The 22539-nt window shown below is 70.5% G+C and carries 17 protein-coding genes; 11 read left to right on the forward strand and 6 right to left on the reverse strand.

Translation table 11 applies throughout. The features are described from left to right. Positions 1-2514, forward strand: coding sequence for a sensor histidine kinase (locus tag CHC09_RS36045; RefSeq protein WP_143232783.1), 2514 nt, complete (start codon positions 1-3; stop codon positions 2512-2514). Positions 2515-2565: 51 nt separating this feature from the next. Here CHC09_RS36045 and CHC09_RS36050 read toward each other — a convergent pair whose 3' ends face one another. Next, complete coding sequence (locus CHC09_RS36050) at positions 2566-3894, reverse strand: aminotransferase class I/II-fold pyridoxal phosphate-dependent enzyme (protein ID WP_089297762.1); 1329 nt, start codon at positions 3892-3894, stop codon at positions 2566-2568. 60 nt (positions 3895-3954) lie between these two features. On the opposite strand from CHC09_RS36050, the gene CHC09_RS36055 reads away from it, so the two are divergent. The 8 genes from CHC09_RS36055 (at position 3955) to CHC09_RS36090 (ending at position 14112) form a co-directional block, all read left to right on the forward strand. Continuing rightward, complete coding sequence (locus CHC09_RS36055) at positions 3955-5445, forward strand: CoA-acylating methylmalonate-semialdehyde dehydrogenase (RefSeq protein ID WP_089297763.1); 1491 nt, start codon at positions 3955-3957, stop codon at positions 5443-5445. 11 nt (positions 5446-5456) lie between these two features. Then, entirely contained in the window at positions 5457-6794 is a 1338-nt protein-coding gene (locus tag CHC09_RS36060; protein WP_089297805.1) for an aspartate aminotransferase family protein, read from the forward strand. 155 nt (positions 6795-6949) lie between these two features. Continuing rightward, entirely contained in the window at positions 6950-8386 is a 1437-nt protein-coding gene (locus CHC09_RS36065; RefSeq protein ID WP_089297764.1) for an aminobutyraldehyde dehydrogenase, read from the forward strand. A 45-nt stretch (positions 8387-8431) separates the two neighbouring features. Further along, positions 8432-9586, forward strand: a complete 1155-nt coding sequence (locus CHC09_RS36070) for an ABC transporter ATP-binding protein (protein WP_089297765.1) — start codon at positions 8432-8434, stop codon at positions 9584-9586. A 41-nt stretch (positions 9587-9627) separates the two neighbouring features. Beyond that, positions 9628-10839 (forward strand): polyamine ABC transporter substrate-binding protein, encoded by a 1212-nt coding sequence (locus tag CHC09_RS36075; RefSeq protein ID WP_239138742.1) that lies wholly within the window; start codon positions 9628-9630, stop codon positions 10837-10839. 4 nt (positions 10840-10843) lie between these two features. Next, positions 10844-11707 (forward strand): ABC transporter permease, encoded by an 864-nt coding sequence (locus CHC09_RS36080; RefSeq protein WP_089297767.1) that lies wholly within the window; start codon positions 10844-10846, stop codon positions 11705-11707. Further along, on the forward strand, positions 11704-12558 hold the full coding sequence (locus tag CHC09_RS36085; RefSeq protein WP_089297768.1) for an ABC transporter permease: 855 nt from the start codon (positions 11704-11706) through the stop codon (positions 12556-12558). Before CHC09_RS36080 ends, CHC09_RS36085 begins: the two co-directional genes overlap by 4 nt. A gap of 171 nt (positions 12559-12729) precedes the next feature. Then, entirely contained in the window at positions 12730-14112 is a 1383-nt protein-coding gene (locus tag CHC09_RS36090; protein WP_089297769.1) for an aspartate aminotransferase family protein, read from the forward strand. Positions 14113-14685: 573 nt separating this feature from the next. Here CHC09_RS36090 and CHC09_RS36095 read toward each other — a convergent pair. Beyond that, positions 14686-15417: an alpha/beta fold hydrolase gene (locus CHC09_RS36095; protein ID WP_239138743.1), complete on the reverse strand. Its 732-nt coding sequence runs from the start codon at positions 15415-15417 to the stop codon at positions 14686-14688. Positions 15418-15662: 245 nt separating this feature from the next. On the opposite strand from CHC09_RS36095, the gene CHC09_RS36100 reads away from it, so the two are divergent. Beyond that, a complete protein-coding gene (locus CHC09_RS36100) occupies positions 15663-16061 on the forward strand; it encodes a response regulator (protein WP_089297771.1) in 399 nt (132 codons plus the stop codon). Between the two features lie 64 nt (positions 16062-16125). After that, entirely contained in the window at positions 16126-17739 is a 1614-nt protein-coding gene (locus CHC09_RS36105) for a sensor histidine kinase (protein ID WP_089297772.1), read from the forward strand. Between the two features lie 317 nt (positions 17740-18056). Here CHC09_RS36105 and CHC09_RS36110 read toward each other — a convergent pair whose 3' ends face one another. From CHC09_RS36110 to CHC09_RS36125, 4 genes are read right to left on the reverse strand one after another with little or no spacing between them, the layout of a single operon-like run. Beyond that, complete coding sequence (locus tag CHC09_RS36110; protein WP_089297773.1) at positions 18057-19307, reverse strand: NAD(P)/FAD-dependent oxidoreductase; 1251 nt, start codon at positions 19305-19307, stop codon at positions 18057-18059. Then, positions 19308-19799 carry an Lrp/AsnC family transcriptional regulator gene (locus CHC09_RS36115; RefSeq protein ID WP_089297774.1) on the reverse strand — a complete coding sequence of 164 codons (492 nt, stop codon included), beginning with the start codon at positions 19797-19799 and terminating at the stop codon, positions 19308-19310. It abuts the gene before it with no gap. A gap of 8 nt (positions 19800-19807) precedes the next feature. Further along, positions 19808-21079, reverse strand: coding sequence for a 4-aminobutyrate--2-oxoglutarate transaminase (gene gabT / locus CHC09_RS36120; protein ID WP_089297775.1), 1272 nt, complete (start codon positions 21077-21079; stop codon positions 19808-19810). Between the two features lie 3 nt (positions 21080-21082). Beyond that, entirely contained in the window at positions 21083-22519 is a 1437-nt protein-coding gene (locus tag CHC09_RS36125) for a gamma-aminobutyraldehyde dehydrogenase (protein ID WP_089297776.1), read from the reverse strand. Positions 22520-22539 lie beyond the last annotated feature (20 nt).

Below are 22539 nucleotides of genomic sequence, written 5' to 3' on the forward strand. Positions count from 1 at the left end.
GTGCCGACACTCGACATGGGGACGCTGCAGCAGCCGGAACGACTGGCGGCGGCCGAGCGCGCTGAGCGGACGCTCGCCGGGCTCGTCCTGCCCTGCGACCGGCTGGCCCGGCTGGCGAGCCGGTTGCTCGATGTCCCGATGGGCGCGATCTGCCTGGTGTCCGGGGACGAGATCCTGGTCGGCCGGCACGGCTTGGCGGCACCGCTCGACGACGCACGGCGCGTTCCGATGGACTACTCGTTCGGCAAGTACATCGTCAGCGCCGACGCGCCGGTGGCCGTGCCGGACCTCCTCGCCCACCCGGAACTGCGCCACCACCGATTGACCACCGAACACGGCATCCGGTCGTTTCTCGGCGTGCCGTTGCACGACACCACCGGGGCGGCGGTCGGCTCGATCGTGGTCGCCGGCACGCTGGCCCGTGACTGGACGGACCGGGACGTCGCTGTGCTGACCGAGATCGCGGGCGTGCTCGACCCGATACCCGATGTTCGTACCCCGATCGCCACGATGCCGGACCTGGACAGCGCGATGGTGCTGGACCAGATCAACGAGGCGTTCATCGGCTCGGATGCCGACGGGCGGATCATCAGCTGGAACAGGGCAGCCGAACGGATGTTCGGCTGGTCCGCCGCAGAGGTCCACGGTCTGCGCTGGGACGAGCGGATCCTCGCCGAACCCGTCGGCAAGGAATTTGACGCCCTGGTGGCCGAGGTCCTGGCCACCCCTTCCGGCCAGCCGAGGGTCGAGCAGGGCATCGCCCGCCGCCGGGACGGCACCGAGTTCCCCGTCGAAGGGCTCGTGCACACCATGGGATCGCCGAACGGACCCATCGTGTGCACGTTCCTCCTCGACGTGTCCGATCGGGTGGAGACGGCCCGTGCCGTCGGTGACCAGCAGAGCCTCCTCGCCGAGATCTTGGAGGGCCTGCACACGATGCTTGTCGTGTGCGACGTCGACGGCAGCGTGGTGCTGCTCAGCCGCACTCTGCGCGAGTTTCTGGAGATGCCGGAGGACTGGACCCCGACCGACGTATCGGGGATCTCGAACACCGTCTCCCGGTGGGACCCGGACGGCCGGCCGATGTCGAAGGAACAGTATCCGCTGACGCGTGCCCTTGCCGGAGAGGTGCTGAGCGGCGCCGTCCTGACGTTCGGAGTCGAGGGCAAGGACAGACGGGATTTCCTGGTCAACGCGCGGCCCGTGGTCTCGGCGGACGGACGGCGGCTGGGGGCGGTCGAGGTACTCAAGGACATCACCGAGCAGCGTCTGATCGAGCGCCTGCGCGCCTGCGAACCGGAGATCGTCAAGGCCCTGGCGTACGCGCGGGGGGTGCGGGAGGCGGGTCTGGCCACGATCGCGGCGATCGCCACCACGCTGCGCTGGCCGTTCGCCCAGGTCTGGCTGGGCGAGGACGCGAACCAGCCGATCTATCAGATGGCGTTCTGGGCCGCGCCGGGACGCGGTAACGGGTATGGGATCGAACGCGAAGTGCTCAAGCGCGGTGAAGGGGTGTCCGGCCGGGCGTGGAGCGCCGGTGAGGTCTACTGGCTGGGTGACCTGGAGGCGGTCGGCGACCCGTTGCTGACCGAACTCGCCACTCGCGTGGGCGTGCGGGCCGGGCTCGGAGTGCCCGTGCGCGGCGCCGACGGCCCGGTCGGGGTGCTGGCCCTGTTCACCGAGGACCAGAACGAGCCGGGCGAGGCGACCAAGGCGATGCTCGCCGGGCTCGCCGCCCACTTCGGTGCTTACCTGGCGCGGCGGCAGGCGGCCGGGTTCGCCGCCGAACTGGGCCGGAGCCGGAACGACTTCGTCTCGCTGGTCGGGCATGAGATACGCACTCCGCTGACCTCCATCAGCTCCTGCGCCGATCTGCTGCTGGCCGACGCCGACGAGGGGATCCCGGTGGAGCGGGAAATGCTCGTGATGATGAAGCGGCAATCGCAGCACCTGCGGTTCATCGTCGAGGACCTGCTGGACCTGGCCGGCCTGGAGTCGGGCCACATTCCCCTGCGGCGGTCGGAGGTCGAACTGGTCGAGGTGGTGCGCGCCGCGGTGTCCGCCGAACGGGACCTGGCCGAGGCGAACCACGTCGAGCTCCTGACCGACCTGCCGGACAGCCTGCGGTTGACGGCGGATCCGGCCCGGTTGCGCCAGCTTGTCGACAACCTGCTGTCCAACGCCGTGAAATACAGCCCGGACGGCGGGCAGGTGCGGTTGCGTGTCCACGAGGTCGACGACCTGGCCGAGATGATCGTCGAGGATCAGGGCGTCGGTGTGCCGGCAGACGAACGCGACCGGCTCTTCACCCGTTTCTTCCGGGCGTCCAACACCGTCAACAGCGGGATCCAGGGCGTCGGTCTCGGGCTTGCCATCGCCCGGGCGATCGTCGAGGCGCACGGCGGAACCATCGGCATCGGCGAGCTGGCCGAGGCGCAACGCGGAACGCTGCTCACCGTCCGGCTGCCGCTGCGGCCGCCGACCGTCGACGACCCGCCCGCGGTCCGTCCCTGACCCGGCCCGCACTCGCCGAGATCCGCACGGAGGCGGTGGTGCGGCCGGAGGTCAGCGCGGGATCGCCGGTGCGAGGGTCCGGGCGGCGTGGGCGAGCTGGGCGGCGACCCCGGCGTGGTCGGAGCTGACCAGACCGACCGTCACCCGCACGTGCGGGCTTCCCGGACCGACCGTGAACGCCGTCCCCGCCGCCGCACCGATACCGGCGCTGGCCAGGCTCAACAGCGCCGCCTGCTCGTCCGCCACCGGCAGCCAGATGTTGATGCCCTCGCCCGGCGGCAGGTCGATCCCGGCCGTCCGCAGGCCGTCGTGAATCAACCGGCGCCGCCGTGCGTACTCGTCGCGCGCCGTCCGCACGGCCGCCACCGACGCCGGGTCGGTCAGCAGCGAGAACAGCAGGTGCTGCAGGAGGCGGCTGGTCCAGCCCTGCCCGAGCAAGCGCCGCTCCAGGATCGGGTCGAGCACGGTCGCCGGCCCGGTGACCGCCGCCAGCCGCAGGTCGGGGCCGTGCGACTTCGAGAAGCTCCGCACGTGGACGGTCTGCCGGGGGAGGAACGTGCCGAGCGAGCAGAGCGGCCCGGCCGCGAGGTCGCCGGCGGAGTCGTCCTCCACGACGTACACCTGGGGATGCCCGGTGAGCACCGCGGCCAGCGCCGCGGCCCGCGACGGTGACCACGACGCGCCGGTCGGGTTCAGGGCGCGCGGCTGGACGAAGACCGCGGCGGGACGCCGGGTCAGCGCGGCGGCGAGCTGCTCCGGCAGCATCCCCTCGGCGTCGGTCCCGACCCCGAGGACCGTCACCCCGAGCACCTCGAGCAGGTCCAGCAGCGGGGGGAAGCACGGGTTCTCCACGACCGCGAGGTCCCCGAGGCGCAACAGCGCGGAGGCCACCTGGTCGATCGCGTCCATCGCCCCGTCGAAGACCGCGAGCCGCTCCGCCGGGTAGGGCCAGCGCTCCCGCAGCAGCGCCGCCAGCTCGGGCAGCACCGGTTCGTCGAGATAGCTGGTTGGGGTGGGGGAGAGCCCGTACAGCGCGGGGATCGGCGGCAGCAGCGCGGGGTCGGGCACCCCGGTGGAGAGGTCGAGCCCGAATCCGCCGGTCCGGCGCAGCGCCGCCCGGTAGCGGCCGGGGCCGCCCGAGCCGGGCACGGCGACGACCGTGCCGCGGCGCCCGTCGGTCCGGATGGTGCCGGCCCGGCGCAGCAGCTGCCAGGCCGCGTTGACCGTGCTGGGGGAGAGGTGCAGCTCGGCGGCGACCCGGCGGACCGGTGGCAGTTTCGCGCCGGCCTCGATCGCGCCGTCGCCGACCGCCCGGCTGACCGCCTCGGCCAGGCCGCGAGCGCTGGGATTGGTCAGCCGTTCCCCGAGAGCGTCGAACATTTTCGTGACAGTACATTCAAAGCATTGTTCGGTCTATGGTCGTCACATAACGTCGGCCTCATGAATCACATTTCGCACTGGATCGGCGGCGCGGAACGTGCCGGCACCTCCGGCCGGGTCGGCCCGGTCTTCAACCCCGCCACCGGCGAGCAGTCCGCCCGGGTGGACCTGGCGAGCGCCGCCGAGGTGGCCGAGGCCGTCGCGGTCGCCCGGGCCGCCGCCGGGCAGTGGCGGTCGGCGTCGCTGTCCCAGCGCTCCGCCGTGGTCTTCAAGTTCCGTGAACTGCTGGCCCAGCGCGCCGGCGAGCTCGCCGCGATCATCACCGCGGAGCACGGCAAGGTGCTCGCCGACGCGGCCGGCGAGGTCGCCCGCGGCCTGGAGAACGTGGAGTTCGCCACCGGCGTCCCGCACCTGATGAAGGGCGGGTTCTCCGAGCAGGCCGCAACGGGTGTGGACGTCTACTCGATCCGCCAGCCGCTCGGCGTGGTCGCCGGCATCACCCCGTTCAACTTCCCGGCGATGGTGCCGCTCTGGATGTGCGCCACCGCGATCGCCACGGGCAACGCCTTCGTGCTCAAGCCGAGCGAGAAGGATCCGTCCGCCGCGCTCTGGCTGGCCCGGCTCTGGGCCGAGGCCGGCCTGCCGGCGGGCGTGTTCACCGTCGTCAACGGCGACAAGGAGGCGGTCGACGCCCTGCTGGCCCACCCGGACATCGCCGCGGTCAGCTTCGTCGGCTCCACCCCGATCGCCCGGTACATCTACGAGACCGGCACCGCGCACGGCAAGCGGGTCCAGGCGCTCGGCGGCGCCAAGAACCACATGATCGTCCTGCCGGACGCGGAGCTGGACGCGGCCGCCGACGCGGCGATCAGCGCGGGCTACGGTGCGGCCGGCGAGCGCTGCATGGCGATCTCGGTGGTGGTGGCGGTCGGTGAGATCGCCGACCCGCTGGTCGAGGCGATCGCGGCGCGGCTGCCCCGGATCAGGGTCGGCGCCGGCACCGAGGCGGGCGTGGACATGGGCCCGCTGATCAGCGCCGAGCACCGGGACCGGGTGGCCGGTTACATCGAGGCCGGGGCCTCGGCGGGCGCGGCCGTGATCGCCGACGGGCGCAAAGCCGACGACCTGCCGGAGGAGGGCTTCTTCCTGGGCGCGACGCTGCTCGACAACGTGACCCCGGAGATGACGGTCTACACCGACGAGATCTTCGGCCCGGTGCTGTCGGTGGTCCGGGTGCGGACCTACGCCGAGGCCGTCGCGCTGGTCAACGACAACGAGTACGGAAACGGCGTCGCCATCTTCACCCGCGACGGCGGCGCGGCCCGGCGCTTCCAGTTCGAGGTCGACGCCGGCATGGTCGGCGTGAACGTGCCGATCCCGGTCCCGGTCGCCTACTACTCGTTCGGCGGCTGGAAGGCGTCCCTCTTCGGCGACAGCCACATGTACGGCCCGGACGGCATCCGGTTCTACACCCGGGGCAAGGTCGTCACCTCCCGGTGGCCGGATCCGGGAACCTCGGCGATCGACCTCGGCTTCCCGCAGACCCGGTGAGGATGAAGAGCATGAGCAACGAAGCGCAGGTCCGGGCGGATGACCGCGCCCACGTCTTCCACTCCTGGGCCGCTCAGGGCCGGATCGATCCGCTGCCCATCGAGCGGGCGCAGGGCAGTTACTTCTGGGACTACACGGGCCGGAGATACCTGGACTTCTCGTCCCAGCTCGTCAACATCAACATCGGCCACCAGCATCCGCGCCTGGTCAAGGCGATCCAGGAGCAGGCCGCGAAGCTCTGCACCATCCAGCCGGCCTTCGCCAACGACAAACGCGGCGAGGCGGCCCGGATGATCGCCGAGGTCGCGCCCGGCCCGCTGAACAAGGTGTTCTTCACCAACGGCGGCGCCGAGGCGAACGAGAACGCGATCCGGATGGCCCGCCTGCACACCGGCCGGCACAAGGTGCTCTCCACCTACCGCAGCTACCACGGCGCGACCGCCACCGCGATCACCGCGACCGGCGACCCGCGGCGCTGGCCGAACGAGCCGGTCGCGATCGGCGTGGTGCATTTCTGGGGGCCGTACCCCTACCGGTCGCCCTTCTACGCGACCACGCCCGAGCAGGAGACCGAGCGGGCCCTGGCCCACCTGCGCGACACGATCGTCTTCGAGGGTCCCGCCACGGTCGCCGCGGTGCTGCTCGAGACCGTGGTCGGCACCAACGGCATCCTGGTCCCGCCGCCCGGTTACCTGGCCGGCGTGCGGGCGCTCTGCGACGAGTTCGGCATCGTGTTCATCGCCGACGAGGTGATGGCGGGCTTCGGCCGGTGCGGTGAGTGGTTCGCCGTCGACCACTGGGGCGTCGTCCCGGATCTGATCACCTTCGCCAAGGGCGTCAACTCCGGTTACCTGCCGCTGGGCGGGGTGGTGATCTCCGACGAGATCGCCGAGACGTTCCGGGAGCGGCCGTTCCCCGGTGGTCTGACCTACTCGGGTCATCCGCTCGCCTGTGCCTCCGCGGTCGCCTCGATGCAGATCTTCAAGGAGGAGGGGATCATCGAGCACGCCCGCTCGCTGGGCGAGGACGTGATCGGCCCCGGCCTCGCCGAGCTGGCCGAGCGGCATCCGAGCGTGGGCGAGGTCCGTGGCCTGGGCGTCTTCTGGGCGATCGAGCTCGTGCGCGACTCCGCCGGGACGCCGCTCGTGCCGTTCAACGCGGCCGGTGCGGCGTCCGGGCCGATGAACGACGTGGCCGCGGCCTGCAAGGAACGTGGACTCTGGCCGTTCATCCACTTCAACCGGGTCCATGTTGTCCCGCCCTGCACGACGACCGCGGCGGAGGTCCGGGAAGGTCTCGCGATTCTGGACGGGGCCCTTACAGTCGCCGATGGTTTTTACGCCTCTTGACGCCGGATTACGTTGTCTGTAAGCCACCCGGGATTTGGATTGGCGTTTCAAGCTTGGAAACTACTTCGGATTCCCTTGATTAGCACCTATGCCGTGTGACAGGGTTCCACCACTTCGGGTGATCACCCACACACCGATCGGAAGGCACTTCCCCCGTGAGCACCGAATTCCCCGTGCTTCGCAACTTCGTCAACGGGTCCTTCATGGGCACCGCCGAGGGGCGGACGTCTCCGATCATCGACCCCAGCACCGGGGAGACCTACGCCTACGCGCCGGTCTCCTCGGCGCCGGATGTCGAGGCCGCGATCGAGGCCGCGAGCGCCGGTTTCGAGGTCTGGCGGGACACCACGCCGGCCGAGCGGCAGCGGGCGCTGCTGCGCATCGCCGACGCCGTGGAGGCGCGGGCGGAGGAGCTGATCGCGGCCGAGTGCCGCAACACCGGCAAACCGGTCGAGGCGACCCGGGCCGAGGAGCTCGGCCCGGTCCTCGACGAGCTGCGGTTCTTCGCCGGCGCGGCGCGGATGCTGGAGGGCAAGGCCGCCGGCGAATACCTGAAGGACCACACTTCTTATGTACGCCGTGAGCCGATCGGCGTCTGCGCCCAGGTCACACCGTGGAACTATCCACTGGTGATGGCGATCTGGAAGCTCGCCCCGGCGATCGCGGCGGGCAATTCGGTGGTCCTCAAACCGTCCGACACCACGCCGGTCAGCACGCTGCTGCTCGCCGAGATCGCCGCCGAGTTCCTGCCGCCCGGCGTGCTCAACGTCGTCTGCGGTGACCGGGACACCGGCCGCGCGCTGGTCGCCCACCCGGTGCCGCAGCTGGTGTCGATCACCGGCTCCACCCGGGCCGGGATGGAGGTCGCCGCGGCGGCCGCCCCCGATCTGAAGAAGGTGCACCTGGAGCTGGGCGGCAAGGCCCCGGTGGTGGTCTTCGACGACGTCGACGTCGTGGAGACCGCCGAGCGGATCGCCGGCGCGGGCTTCTTCAACGCCGGCCAGGACTGCACCGCGGCGACCCGGGTGCTGGTGCACGAGCGGATCGCCGCCGAGTTCACCGCCGCCCTGGCCGCGGCCGCGAAGAACACGCGCGTCGGCCCGCCCTCCGACCCCGGGGCGTTCTTCGGGCCGGTCAACAACGCCGGGCAGCTCGAACGGATCACCGGCTTCCTGGACCGGGCGCCCGAGCACGCCGAGGTGGTGACCGGTGGCAGCCGGATCGGCGAGCGCGGCTTCTTCTTCGAGCCGACCGTGGTCGCCGGCCTGCGGCAGCGCGACGAGATGATCCAGGACGAGGTGTTCGGCCCGGTCATCACGGTGCAGCCGTTCGCCGACGAGCAGGCGGCGATCCGGTCCGCCAACGACGTCCGCTACGGCCTGAGCGCCAGTGTCTGGACGCAGAACCACGGCCGGGCCATGCGGGTCTCGCGCCGTCTCGACTTCGGCGCGGTCTGGATCAACACGCACCTGCCGTTCGTCTCCGAGATGCCGCACGGCGGCTACGGCCACTCGGGATACGGCAAGGACCTTTCCATGTACGGCTTCGAGGAGTACACCCGGATCAAGCACGTGATGAGTTTTCACGGCTGATCCGCTGCCCCACCGAATCACCACCCCCGCCCAGAGGTGAACATAATGACCACGTCTGCCCCGCATCACGCCGTGCCGGCCTCCTCGGCCGCCGGTCGGCGGACCGACCACCCCGCGATCGAGTTCGTCGGCGTGTGTAAGGACTACCTGACGCACGGCGAGGCGGTTCCGGCCGTCAAGAGCCTCGACCTGGCGATCGCTCAGGGGGAGTTCTTCTCGCTGCTCGGGCCGTCCGGCTGCGGCAAGACCACCACGATGCGGATGATCGCCGGCTTCGAGGCGCCGACCGCGGGCAAGGTCTTCCTGGACGGCCAGGACGTCACCGGTGTCGCGGCCAACAAGCGCGACGTCAACATGGTGTTCCAGTCGTACGCGCTGTTTCCGCACCTCAACGTGCTGCAGAACGTCTCGTTCGGGCTGGAGCGCAAGAAGGTCGGCAAGGCCGAGATCGCGCGCCGGGTCGGCGAGATCCTCGAGATCGTCTCGCTGACCGGCATGGAGAAGCGGTACCAGAAGGAGATGTCCGGCGGGCAGCAGCAGCGCGTCGCGCTGGCCCGGGCGCTGGTCAACCACCCACGGGCCCTGCTGCTCGACGAGCCGCTCGGCGCGCTCGACCTGAAACTGCGCCAGCAGATGCAGATCGAGCTCAAGCGGATCCAGCGCGAGGTCGGGATCACCTTCGTCTACGTCACCCACGACCAGGGTGAGGCGCTGACCATGTCGGACCGGATCGCGGTGATGAACGCCGGCCTGATCGAGCAGCTCGGCACGCCGCGGGAGATCTACGAGCGGCCCGCGACCCGGTTCGTGGCCGGCTTCATCGGCACCTCGAACATCGTCGCGGCTCCGGTCAGCCGGGTGGAGGGCGGGCTCGCCGTGCTCGACCTGGGCCCGGAGGAGCGGATCGTGGTGCCGGTGCCCGCCTCGGTGCCGGCCGGGCGGGAGATCGAGGTGTCGGTGCGCCCGGAGAAGATCGACCTGCACCGGACCGCGCCGCAGGCCGCCGGCAGTGTGCTCGCCGGGACGGTGACCGAGGTCGTTTACCACGGGACTTCGACCAACTACACAGTGTCGACCTCCACTGGATCAGATTTCGTGGTGTTCGATCAGAATGCTCACGACGCCGAGGACGTCGCGTCGCGTGGCGAGCGCGTCTTCCTCACCTGGGCCCCGCAGCACTCGTACCCGATCGGAGTTTGATGTTCCCGACCGATAAGCCGGACCCCTCCCTCCTGCGTGGCATGACGCAGCGGCGGCTCGGCCGCCGTGACGCGTTCCGCCTCGGCGGTGTGTCGGCTCTTGGTGCCTTCCTCGCCGCGTGTGGCGTCGAGGGCAAGGGAGGAAAGCCGCAGGCCAGCGTCGCCCCCGACGCGGTGGAGAAGTTCTGGGCCGGCAAGGCCAAGAACGGCAAGCTCGACTTCGCCAACTGGCCGCTCTACATGGACCCGAAGAAGCCGGAGCTTAAGAAGTTCACCGCGCAGACCGGCATCCAGGTGAACTACCAGGAGGTCATCCAGGAGATGGGGCCCTGGTTCGCCAAGGTGCAGCCCCAGCTCTCGGCCGCTCAGCCGATCGGCTACGACCTCATGGTGATCACCAATTCGATCCAGTTCGGACAGTTCCGCTCCGGCGGCTTCCTGGCCCCGCTGGACCACTCGAAGCTGCCGAACTACGCGGCCAACGCGGCCAAGTCGTACGCGAACGAGTCGTTCGACCCGGGCAACGTCTTCAGCATCCCGTGGGCGTCCGGCATCACCGGGATCGCCTACGACGCGAAGAAGACCGGCCGGGAGATCACCTCACTGGCCGACCTCTGGGACCCGGCGTTCAAGGGCAAGGTCGGCATGTTCTCCGACACCCAGGAACTGGCCAACTTCGGCCTGCTCGCGCTCGGCCTGAAGCCGGGCGAGTCGGACGAGGCGGCGTGGAAGAAGGCGGCGGCCAAGCTCAGGGAGCAGAAGGACGCCGGTATGGTCCGCAACTACTACGACCAGAGCTACGTCGACGCGCTGGGCAAGGGCGAGGTCTGGCTCACCCAGGCCTGGTCCGGTGACATCTTCCAGAAGAACGTCTCGGACGGCACGGACTTCAAGTTCATCATCCCGTCCGAGGGCGGCACGATCTGGACCGACAACATGACGATCCCGATCACCGCGGCCAACCCGGTCGACGCGATCACGCTGATGGACTTCTTCTACGAGGTCGAGAACGCGGCGACGCTGGCCGAGTACATCAACTACGTCTGCCCGGTGCCGGCGGCGCAGGCGCAGATCAAGGAGCACGCCGCGGCGGCCACCGGTGAGGACAAGGCGTCGCTGAACGGCATCGCCGCCAGCCCGCTGGTCTTCCCGGGCGAGGCCGACTACGCCAAGCTGCACTACTACGTGGACTTCAACACCGCGGAGCAGCAGCAGGCCTTCCAGAACATCTTCCAGCCGATCACCTTGAGCTGAGCCGATGAACCGGGTCAAACGTACACTCGCGCCCTACCTGCTCGTGCTGCCCGGCGGGCTGTGGCTGCTGCTGTTCTTCGTGGTGCCGATGGTCACCATGCTGTCGCTGTCCCTGCAGCAGGGCGACATCATCAACGGATACCGGTTCACCGGTCACTGGCAGAACTACGTCGACGCCATCACCGACTACCGGGTCCAGATGATTCGCTCGCTCGTGTACGGGCTCGTCACGACGGTGGCACTGATCGTGATGAGCTTCCCGATCGCCTACTGGATCGCCTTCCACGGCGGCAAGCGGAAGTCGACCTACCTGTTCCTGCTCCTGCTGCCGTTCTTCGTGTCGTTCGTGCTGCGGACGATCTCGTGGCGGCAGATCCTCACCGACGACGGGATGCTGCTGCATCCGCTGAAGGAGGCCGGGCTCGTCTCGTCCGGCTTCCACATCCTCGGCACGTCGTACGCGGTGATCTTCGGCCTGATCTACAACTTCCTGCCGTTCATGGTGCTGCCGATCTACGTGGCCCTGGAGCGCATCGACCCGCGCGTGGTCGAGGCGGCCCGGGACCTGTACGCCGCACCGATGACGGCGTTCCGCCGGGTGGTCTTCCCACTCGCGCTGCCCGGCGTCTTCGCCGGCGTGCTGATGACGTTCGTGCCGGCCAGCTCGGACTACGTCAACTCCGCGGTGCTGGGCAGCTCGGAGACCACCATGATCGGTCAGGTGGTCCAGGCGCAGGCCCTGGCCAACTCCAACTACCCGATGGCCTCGGCGCTCTCCTTCTTCCTGATGGCGGTGCTGCTGAGCGGGATCCTCCTGTACGCGAGGGCGCTCGGCACCGAGGACGTCATGAATGCGGCGGCGCGATGACGATCCAGACCCCCACCACCGAACCCGCGACCGCCCCGGCCCCGGTGGCGTCCCGCCGCCGGTTCCGGCTCAGCGGTGAGCGGGCGATGTTCGCCTACACCTGGCTGGTCATCGCCTGGCTGGTGCTGCCGATCCTGCTGATGATCGTGTTCGGGTTCAACAACCCGCACGGCCGGTACAACCAGACCTGGCAGGGCTTCACGCTGAAGTGGTACCGCGAGATCTTCTCGATCAGCGATCTCACCTCGGCGCTGGTCATGTCGCTGGTCATCGCGGTGGTCAGCGCGCTGCTCGCCGGCGCGCTGGGCACCGGTATCGGGTACGCGCTGGGCCGCTACCGGTTCCGCGGCGCGAGCGCGATGAACCTCGTCATGTTCACCACGATCTCCTCGCCCGAGCTGATCATGGGCATCTCCCTGCTGACCCTCTTCGTGTCGGCCGGTGCCGGGCTCGGCGCGGTCACCATCACGATCGCGCACGTGATGTTCTCCATCTCGTTCGTCTCCACCGTGGTCCGGGCCCGGGTCATCACCCTGGACCGGTCGATCGAGGAGGCGGCCGCGGACCTGGGCGCCAACGCGTGGACGACGTTCTGGAAGATCACGTTCCCGATGATCCTGCCGGCCGTCTTCGCCGGCGTGCTGCTCGCCTTCGCGCTGTCGATCGACGACTTCGTCGTCACCAACTTCACCGCGGGGACCACCGTGACGTTCCCGCTGTGGATCTGGGGCGCCACCCGGGTCGGCCTGCCCCCGCAGGTCAACGTGATGGGAACGCTGATCTTCGCGGCCGGCATCCTGATCGCGGTGATCACCAATCTGCGGTCGAGGGCCAAGACCAGGCGGGACTGATCACGCGTCGCCGTGCCGGCCCCTCTTTGTCAGAGTGGCCGGCGCTGCTGTATGCGCTGCGTTTCATTAGAAACAGTGTGGAAATAGTTGCTCTACGACTTGTGCGCGACGGAATCCGTGGGCAGGATCAGGGGTAACAACAGGAAGGCCAGGGAACTGAGCGTGGGAGACATGACCGACCGACAGCCCGATGACGTGGACGCCCTCTCCGCGACCGCTCGTGACCACCTGTGGATGCACTTCACCCGCCTCTCGGCGTACCGGGACGCCCCGGTGCCGGTGATCACCCGCGGTGACGGCTGCTACGTGTGGGACTCCACCGGCCGTCGCTACCTGGACGGGCTCTCCGCCCTCTTCGTGGTGCAGGCCGGGCACGGCCGGCAGGAGCTCGCCGAGGCCGCCGCCAAGCAGGCGAGCGAGCTGGCGTACTTCCCGATCTGGTCGTACGCGCACCCCAAGGCCATCGAGCTGGCCGGCCGCCTGGCGAGCATGGCCCCCGGCGACCTGAACCGGGTCTTCTTCACCACCGGCGGCTCCGAGGCCGTCGAGTCGGCGTGGAAGCTGGCCCGGTCGTACTTCAAGCGGGTCGGCAAGCCGCTGAAGACCAAGGTGATCTCCCGCGCCGTCGCCTACCACGGCAGCTCGATGGGCGCCCTGTCGATCACCGGCATCCCCCCGTTCAAGCAGGACTTCGAGCCCCTGGTCCCGAGCACCGCCCGGGTGCCGAACACGAACTACTACCGCCGTCCCGACGAGTCGATGACCCCGGAGCAGTTCGGTGTCTGGGCCGCCGACCGGATCGCCGAGATGATCGAGTTCGAGGGCCCGGACACCGTCGCCGCCGTCTACCTCGAGCCGGTGCAGAACGCCGGCGGCTGCTTCCCGCCGCCGCCCGGATACTTCCAGCGCGTCCGCGAGATCTGCGACCGCTACGACGTGCTGCTCGTCTCCGACGAGGTGATCTGCGCGTTCGGCCGCCTCGGGGAGTACTTCGGCGCCGACCGGTACGGTTACCAGCCCGACATCATCACCGTTGCCAAGGGCCTGACCTCGGGCTACGTCCCGCTGGGCGCGATGATCGCCAGCGAACGCCTGGCCGAGCCGTTCCTCACCGGCACCAACTGGTTCGCGCACGGCATCACCTACGGCGGCCACCCGGTCGGCTCCGCGGTCGCGCTCGCCAACCTGGACATCCTGGAGCGCGAGCAGCTCAACAAGCACGTCCGGGACAACAGCCCGGTCTTCCGGTCCTACCTGGAGCGCCTGCTCGACCTGCCGATCGTCGGCGACGTCCGCGGCGACGGCTACTTCTTCGGCATCGAGATGGTCAAGGACAAGGCCACCAAGGCGACCTTCGACGCCGAGGAGTCGGAGCGGCTGCTGCGCGGCTTCCTCTCCAGCGCGCTCTTCGAGGCCGGCCTCTACTGCCGCGCCGACGACCGTGGCGACCCGGTGATCCAGCTGGCTCCGCCGCTGACCGCGACGGAGACCCAGTTCGCCGAGATCGAGCAGATCCTCCGCGGCGTCCTGACCGAGGCCTGGAACCGCCTCTGACCCGACCCTGCCTCTGCTCCGGGCTCGCCGACGACCGTCGGATCGGACGGCCTCTCCGGAGGCTGTCTGATCCGACCAGCAAACGGCCTTTCAGGCTTATCCGGCCCGCATGCGGCCTCTTGTCCGGCCGCTGACGGCCCGCTGCGGCGGGCCGTCACTGTTCCCCCGAAGATCAAACCCCTGCTCCGGTACGACCGGTGGAGTCCCGTGGCCAGCCCTCGCGGGCCACGCCCCGTGCCGCACCCGCGCAAGGCGCCCCGGCTCCAGGCCCGGCCGCGCCGCGAACCCTCGGCTGGTCCCGGTGGTGCTGTCCGGGCCGCCGACATCACGATGACGGCCAGCCGGCGGGACCCGGCTGGCCGTCATCGCGGCCATCCGAAGGTCTCGCGCCACGGCCGAAACCGGTCCGGACCACACGAGCCAGCCGGCGACCCGGGTCGTGGTCGGGACCGGGCTGGTTGTCAGTGCTGTGATGCGCAGGGGCTGGCCGGGGGTTTCGGGTTGTGGCTGGGGCCGGGCTGGTTGTCGTTGTTGTGATCGAGGGCGTGATGCGGGCGCGGGAGCCGGTTGGGATCAGTGTTTGTCGAGGTGGGCGCCGGTGCGACTGAGCGTGTCGGGGTCCAGGTGGACCGGCGTGCCGGTGAGCGCGGCGGTGTGCACCGCGCGGATCGCGTAGGCGACCAGATCGGGCTGATCGACCGGGATCCGGTGCCCGGAGTGCTCGGCGACGATCAGCGGTGAGCCGGTCTCCCGGGCCAGGATCCGCTGGCTGACCAGCCACAGTTCCTCGGCACCGGAAGGGGCCGGCCGGTCGCCGCCCCAGCGGCCCGGGGTCCGGGTGAGCACCAGGGTGGGCACCCTGGGCGGGGCCGAGTCGAGCACCTCGGCCTGGCCTTGCACCACGTCGATGACGGTGGCGTCCGGATCGCCGTCGGCGCCGTCCTCCGCGGTCTCCAGCCCCGGGCAGACGTGGAACTGCGGGAGCGAGCCGTCCACGTGCACCACGCCGGCGACCCGGTGCGGATGCCGGGCGGCGTAGACCCGGGCGATCAGGCTGCCGATCGAGTGCCCGGCCAGCACCGCGGGGCCGGCGAGGTCCCGCTCGTCGAGCAGGGCGGCCAACTCGTCGGCGAACGCGCTGTAGGGCAGCGGGGGATTGGGTGCCGGCCGGTGCGGGGTGCCGCCGATGCCGGGCCGGTCGTAGGTGACGGTGGCCAGGTCCGGAAGCCGGTCCAGCACGGGCTGCCAGTACCGTCCCGGCTCGCCGAGGGCGGCGATGAACACGACGGGTAGTTGAAGCGTCACCCGATCGAGAGTATCGACGGTTGCCGTGATCCGCCCGGGCCGAACGGCCGGTGAGAGGTGCCGGCCGTCCAGCGCGCGGCGCGTAGACCGTATCCGTACGGATAAAGGGGTTTATAGGTTTTGTCACCGATGTTGATCGGTGCCGGATCGGCCGGACCTAGCCGTATCGCGGTGTTTGATGTATTTATGGCGGTAATTGCGGCAAAACCTCACGGCGTTCCGGTCGGTGGGGGCATGCTGACGGAATGGCCGTGCTGCTGATCGCCGAGGACGACGAGGACATCGCGACCGTCCTGGCCCGGGTGTGCACGCGAGCCGGCCTGACCGTGCTGCGGGCGAGTGATGGTCAGGAGGCCTACGAGATGGTCCTCGAGAACCATCCCGACGTCCTGCTCACCGACCTGGGGATGCCACGGATGGACGGCTGGGAGCTGCTGCGCGCGGTCCGCGCCCATCCGGAGGTCGGCCACATCCCGGTGGCCATCCTGACCGGGCAGCTCACGCCCGGCGATCCGCGCGCGGCGAACGCCGAGGCCTGCGCGATCCTGCTCAAGCCCTGCCCGAACGATCAGCTGCTCGCCACCATCCAGGACCTCCTCGCGCAGGGGCCGCACGCGCAGCACGACTCCCGCTGCGCGGTCTAGAACTTCATCAGGGTTCAGACGACGGTGATCCCGCGGCGCGGGCGGCACCAGAAACGGGCGGATCATGGAGGCTCCGGGAGGTCTGGACAGCGACGCCTTCTTCGACGCCCTCCTGGAAGCCCTCCCGGTCGGCGTGGTCGCCTGTGACTCCGACGGCCGGGTGGTCTACATCAACCGGGCGATGCGGGAGGTCCGCGGCCTCTCCCTGGACGGGCCGGTGCCGGTCGACTACGCCGAGGAGTCCGAGCGGATCCTGGCCGATCCGGACATGCACCCGCTGACCTGGTCGCAGACTCCGCTGATCCGCGCGCTCCGCGGCGAGCACATCGTCGACGCGGACGTCGTCGTCCGGCGCCCGGGCGAGCCGGTACGGATCTTCACCAACGCCGCCCAGCAGATCCACGGCGCTGAGAACGCGGTGCTCGGCGCGGTCGTGGTCGCCCAGGAGGTGACCACGCTGCGCCGGGCGGAACGCTTCCGGTCCTGTCACCTCGCCGTCGAGCGGGTGCTGAAGCGGGCCGACACGGTGCAGAGCGCGGCCCCCGACGTGCTGCGAGCGATCTCGGTCAGCCTGGGCTGGCCGGGTGTCGAGCTGTTCCTGCTCGACGAGACGCCCGGCGGCGGGCTGCGGCCGGTCGGGCACTGGGATGCCACCGGCGCCGCGCCCGACGGGTTCTTCGGCCACATCCCGCACCGCGGCGAGGGCCTCACCGGTCAGGTGTGGGACAGCGGCCGGCCACGCTGGGTGGCGGACCTCGAAGCCGATCTGAGCGGGCTCACCCCGTACGAGCAGGAGCGGGTTGAGATCTGCCTGCGGTGGGGGCTCCGGACCGGGTTGGCCGTGCCGGTGCACGACGGCAACACCCTGCTCGGCGTGCTGACGTGCTACGTCGCGCATCAGGAGCGGTACGACGACCTGCTCGCCGTGCTGATGGACGGGGTGGCCGCGCAGATCGGGGTGTTCGTGGCGCTGCGCCGCACCGAGGAGCTGGCCCGGCAACTGACCCGGGCGCAGAGCGACTTCGTCGACCTGATCGGGCACGAGATGCGCACCCCGCTCACCGCGATCACCGCGAACGCCACCCTCCTGGTCGAGGACGCGGCCTCGCTGGATCACGAGGCGCGGCAGATGGCCCAGACCATCGCCCGCAACGTGGCCACCCTGCAACGGATCGCCGACGCGCTGCTCGACCTGGCCGGCCTGGACAGCGGGCACCTCACCCTGGACCGGCGCCCCGTCGATCTGGTCGCCCTGGTCAAAGACGTGGTCTCGGTCGCCGAACGGCCGGGCCGGCGGATCCGGATCAACACCGACCTGCCCGGCGAGCTGCGGCTGCTGGGCGACCCGGATCGGCTCCGGCAGGTGCTCGACGACCTGCTGGCCAACGCGATCAAGTACAGCCCGCCGGGCGCGCCGATCTGGATCAGCCTGCGGGCCGACGACCAGTTCGCCGAGCTGTGCATCGCGGACACCGGCATCGGCACCCCGGAAGCCGAGCGGGACCGGGTCTTCGAACGGTTCTTCCGCGGCAGCAACGTCCGGCACCAGGGCACCTACGGCAGTGGGCTGGGACTGAGCCTGGCCCGGGCGATCGTGCACCTGCACGGCGGCTCGATCCGCCTCTCCGGCAACCGCCCCTCCGGCACGATCGTCCGCGTCTGCCTACCCCTGGCCTGACCGCGCGCCGCGTCGGCCCTGACACCCGACCGGAGCGGCGCGGCCGGTCATCAGGGTTGTCAAGAGTTCGCTGTCGCAACCCTGACGTTCAGCCGCGCGGGTCGGGCTGGTTCGCAGGGGTCGTGTGGAGACCGCTGATACCGCCATCGTGACCAGCCGGGCCGAAGCGGGCCGGGACGCGCGGCAGCGGTTCGGGGTGGCGCGGGCCTCGCGCGGGAGAGTCACGGGACTCGGCTCGAGCCTGGCCACGGAGCTCCACAGGTCGTACCGAGGAATGGATTTTTGTTCTTGAATTCGGACCGATCGCGTCGGAGGTGTCAGCGGTCGAGGGCGTCCAGGAGGGCGGTGCCGCGGAGGCCGCCGTTGATGCCGAGCCAGCGGACCGGCTCCGGCTCCCAGCGGCGCGACCGGTGATCGACCCACGGCAGGCCGGTCAGTTCGCTCTCCCGGCCCAGGATCAGGTCGGCGAGCGTGCGCCCGGCCAGGTTGGACGCCGCCACGCCGTCGCCGACGTAACCGCCGGCCCAGGCGAGCCCGTCGCGCAGTCCCACGCTCGGCATCCAGTCGCGGGGGATGCCCAGCGGGCCGCCCCAGCGGTACGCGACCGGAACCTCGATGCCGAACAGCTCCCCGAGGGTGTGCCGGAGCTTGCCGAAGACCGCCGGAACCCGATCGAAGTCCGGGCGGACCCGGGAGCCGAAGTGGTACGGCGCGCCGCGCCCGCCGAACGCCAGCCGGTCGTCGGCGGTCCGCTGGCCGTAAATGATCATCCGGCGCTCGTCGGTGAACGTCTCCCTCCGCCGCAGGCCGATGCGCTCCCAGACCTCGGGCGGCAGCGGCTCGGTGGCGATCATGAGCGAGTAGATCGGGGCCAGGTCCCGGTGGTGGCCGGGCAGCCGCGCGGTGTACGCCTCCAGGGCTCGCACGACCGTGCCGGCCCGGATCGTGCCATGGTCGGTGACGACCTCTCCGGAGGCGATCCGCAACGCCCGGGTGCCCTCGTGGACCGTCACGCCCAGCCGCTCCACGGTCTCCGCGAGGCCACGGACCAGTTTGGCCGGATGCAGCGCCGCGCAGTGCGCACTGTAGAGGCCGCCGAGCACACCGGTGGCGTCGCAGACGGCGCGGGCCGCGTCGGCGTCCAGGAATCCCGCCTGCCCGCGACCCCGGCGCAGCTGGCCGGGGGTACGGATCAGCGAGATGACCCCGCCCTTGGCGTAGTCGCAGTCGATGCCCTCCGCGGCGGCGGTCCGGCCCACCTCGTCGACCGCGCCCTCCAGGGCGGCGCGCATGGCGGCCGCCGCCGGAGCGCCGTACTTCCTGGTCAGCTTCTGCTCGGAGACCGGGAACAGGCCGGAGGCCCAGCCGCCGTTACGGCCCGACGCGCCGAACCCGCAGTACTCCGCCTCCAGCACCACGACCCGCAGCCCGGGCCGGGCCTTGGCCAGGTGGTACGCGGTCCAGAGCCCGGTGTAACCACCACCGACGATCGCCACGTCGGCGTCCCGGTCGCCGGGCAGCGCGGGCCGTTTCCCGATCGGGCCCAGCGAGTCGAGCCAGAAACTCATCTACCGCGTTCCCCAGGCATAGGTCTGTTTGGCGAGCTTCAGGTACATGAACGTGTCGACGGAGGCGACCCCCTCGATCGCCCGGACCTTCTCGTTGAGCAGCTCGAGCAGGTGCGCGTCGTCGGTGCAGACGAGCTCGACCAGCAGGTCGTACCGGCCGGCGCAGATCACCACGTAGTCGACCTCGGGGATGTCGGCGAGCTTGTCGGCGATCTCCCGCAGGTCCCCGTTCACCCGCAGGCCGACCATCGCCTGCCGGGCGAAGCCCAGGGTGAGTGGGTCGGTGACCGCGACTATCTGCATCAGCCCGTTGTCCAGGAGCCGCTGCACGCGCTGGCGCACAGCGGCCTCCGACAGGCCGATCGTCTTGGCGAGCGTGGCGTACGACATCCGCCCGTCCCGCTGCAGGTGATCGATGATCTGCTTGTTGATCTCGTCCAGGCCCGTGTCGCTCACGGCGCGATTCTTCCCTGTGAGGACATGTTCGGGCAAAGATTGTCCTAGTTGTTCCGCAGGGAGGAGGACAGGATGTCGATGCCGCGCCGCAGGTCCCCGTCCGGGATGACCAGCGGCGGCAGGAACCGCAGCACGTTGCCGTAGGTGCCGCAGGTCAGCGTGAGCAGGCCGGCCTCGTGGCAGGACTTCGACACGGCGGCGGTCCGGGCGGCGTCCGGCTCCAGGGTGCCCGGCCGCACCAGCTCGACGGCGAGCATCGCGCCCCGGCCGCGGACCTCGGCGACGCCCTCGTCCCGCAGCGCGGCGAGCGCCGGTGCCAGGATCGACTCGATCCGCCGGGCCTCGGCCGCCAGGTCCAACTCACGCATGGTCTCGATGGCGGCGAGGGCGGCGGCGCAGGCCACCGGGTTCCCGCCGTACGTCCCGCCGAGGCCACCCGCGTGCACCGCGTCCATCAGGTCGGCCCGGCCCACCACACCGGCGATCGGCAGGCCACCGCCCATCCCCTTGGCCGTGGTGATCAGATCGGGGGTGAGGCCCTCGTGCTCGGACGCGAACCACTGCCCGGTCCGGCAGAAACCGGTCTGGATCTCGTCGGCGATGAAGACCGCGCCGGCCTCCGCCGCCCAGGCCGCGAGCGCCGGCAGGAAGCCCTGCGCCGGAACCACGAAACCTCCCTCGCCCTGGATCGGCTCGATCAGCACGGCCGCCACGTTGCCCGCGCCGACCTGCTTCTCGATCACGTCGATCGCCCGCCGGGCCGCCTCGGCGCCGTCCAGGCCGCCGTCACGCAGCGGGTACGACATCGGCGCCCGGTAGACCTCCGGCGCGAACGGCCCGAACCGGTGCTTGTACGGCATGTTCTTCGCGGTCAGCGCCATGGTCAGGTTGGTCCGGCCGTGGTACGCGTGGTCGAACACCACGACCGCCTGCCGTCCGGTGGCGTGCCGGGCGATCTTGACAGCGTTCTCCACCGCCTCGGCGCCGGAGTTGAACAGGGCGGCCCGCTTCTCGAACGAACCCGGCGTCAACCCGATCAGCTGCTCGCAGACCGCGACGTACGACTCGTAGGGCGCGACCATGAAGCAGGTGTGGGTGAAGCGCTCCACCTGCTGACGGACCGCCTCCACCACCCGGGGCGCGGCGTTGCCGACGTTGGTGACCGCGATGCCGGAGGCGAAGTCGATCCACTCCCGCCCGTCGACGTCGGTCAGCGTGCCGCCCCCGGCACTCTCGATGTAGGACGAGATGGTCGACCCGACCCCGCGCGCGACGGCCGCGAGGCGCCGCTTGTGCAGGTCTTCCGATAGCGACACGGTTCAGGCTCCTACGTTGTGCATGACGTGCTTGATCCGGGTGTAGTCCTCCAGGCCGTACACGGAGAGGTCCTTGCCGTGCCCGGAGTGCTTGAAGCCGCCGTGCGGCATCTCGGCGACCAGCGGGATGTGGCAGTTGACCCAGACACAGCCGAAGTCGAGCCGCTGGGTCATCCGCATCGCGCGGCCGTGGTCCTTCGTCCAGACGCTGGAGGCCAGCGCGTAGTCGACGCCGTTGGCGAAGCGGACCGCCTCGTCCTCGTCGGTGAACCGCTGCACGGTGATCACCGGGCCGAACACCTCGTTCTGGATGATCTCGTCGTCCTGGCGCAGGCCGGCCACGACGGTCGGCGACCAGAAGAAGCCGCGGTCACCGACCCGGGCCCCGCCCGCCTCGATCGAGGCGTGGTCGGGCAGCCGGTCGATGAAGCCGGCGACCCGGGCCAGCTGGTTCGCGTTGTTGACCGGACCGTAGAGCACGTCCTCGTCGTCGGGCGCACCCGTCCTGATGTCGCGGGCCTGGGCGGTCAGGGCGGCGACGAAGTCCTGGTACGCCGCCGGGGCGACGAGCACCCGGGTGGCGGCGGTGCAGTCCTGGCCGGCGTTGAAGTAACCCGCCTCGGCGATCGACGCGGCGGCCGCCTCGATGTCGGCGTCCTCGAAGACCACGACCGGCGCCTTGCCGCCCAGCTCCAGGTGGGTGCGCTTGAGGTCGGCGGCGGCGCTCCCGGCGACCTCCATGCCGGCCCGGACCGAGCCGGTGATCGACACCATCCGCGGGGTCCGGTGCTCGACCAGGGCCCGGCCGGTGTCCCGGTCGCCGAGCAGCACGTTGAAGACACCGGCCGGGAAGAACTCGGCGGCGATCTCGGCCAGCAGCACGCTGGTGACCGGGGTGGTGTCGGAGGGCTTGAGCACCACGGTGTTGCCCGCGGCGAGCGCCGGCGCGATCTTCCAGACCGCCATCATCAGCGGGTAGTTCCACGGGGTGACCTGGGCGCAGACGCCGACCGGCTCGCGGCGCACGTAGCTCTCGAACCCGTTCAGGTACTGCCCGGCGGAGCGGCCCTCGAGCAGCCGGGCGGCGCCGGCGAAGAACCGGATCTGGTCGATCGCGGGCGGCAGCTCCTCGCTCGCGGTCAGGCCGAGCGGCTTGCCGGTGTTCTGCGACTCGGCGGCGACCAGTTCGTCGGCCCGCGCCTCGATCGCGTCGGCGAACCTCAGCAGCGCCTTCTGCCGGTCGCTCGGAGTGGTTTCGCGCCACTGCTCGAACGCGGTGGCGGCGGCCGACACGGCCCGATCGACGTCCTGCGCGCCGGAGATCGGGGCGGAGGCGAAGACCTCACCGGTGGACGGATCCACGAGATCCGCATATCGGCCCTCGGCGGGCGCGACCGCGGCGCCGGCGACAAAATTGTGCAGAACCCTCTTGGCGGTCACTGGGCCTCCAGCCGTGGTAT

Origin of the sequence: Actinoplanes regularis, assembly GCF_900188005.1 — a bacterium.
Taxonomy (GTDB): domain Bacteria; phylum Actinomycetota; class Actinomycetes; order Mycobacteriales; family Micromonosporaceae; genus Actinoplanes; species Actinoplanes regularis.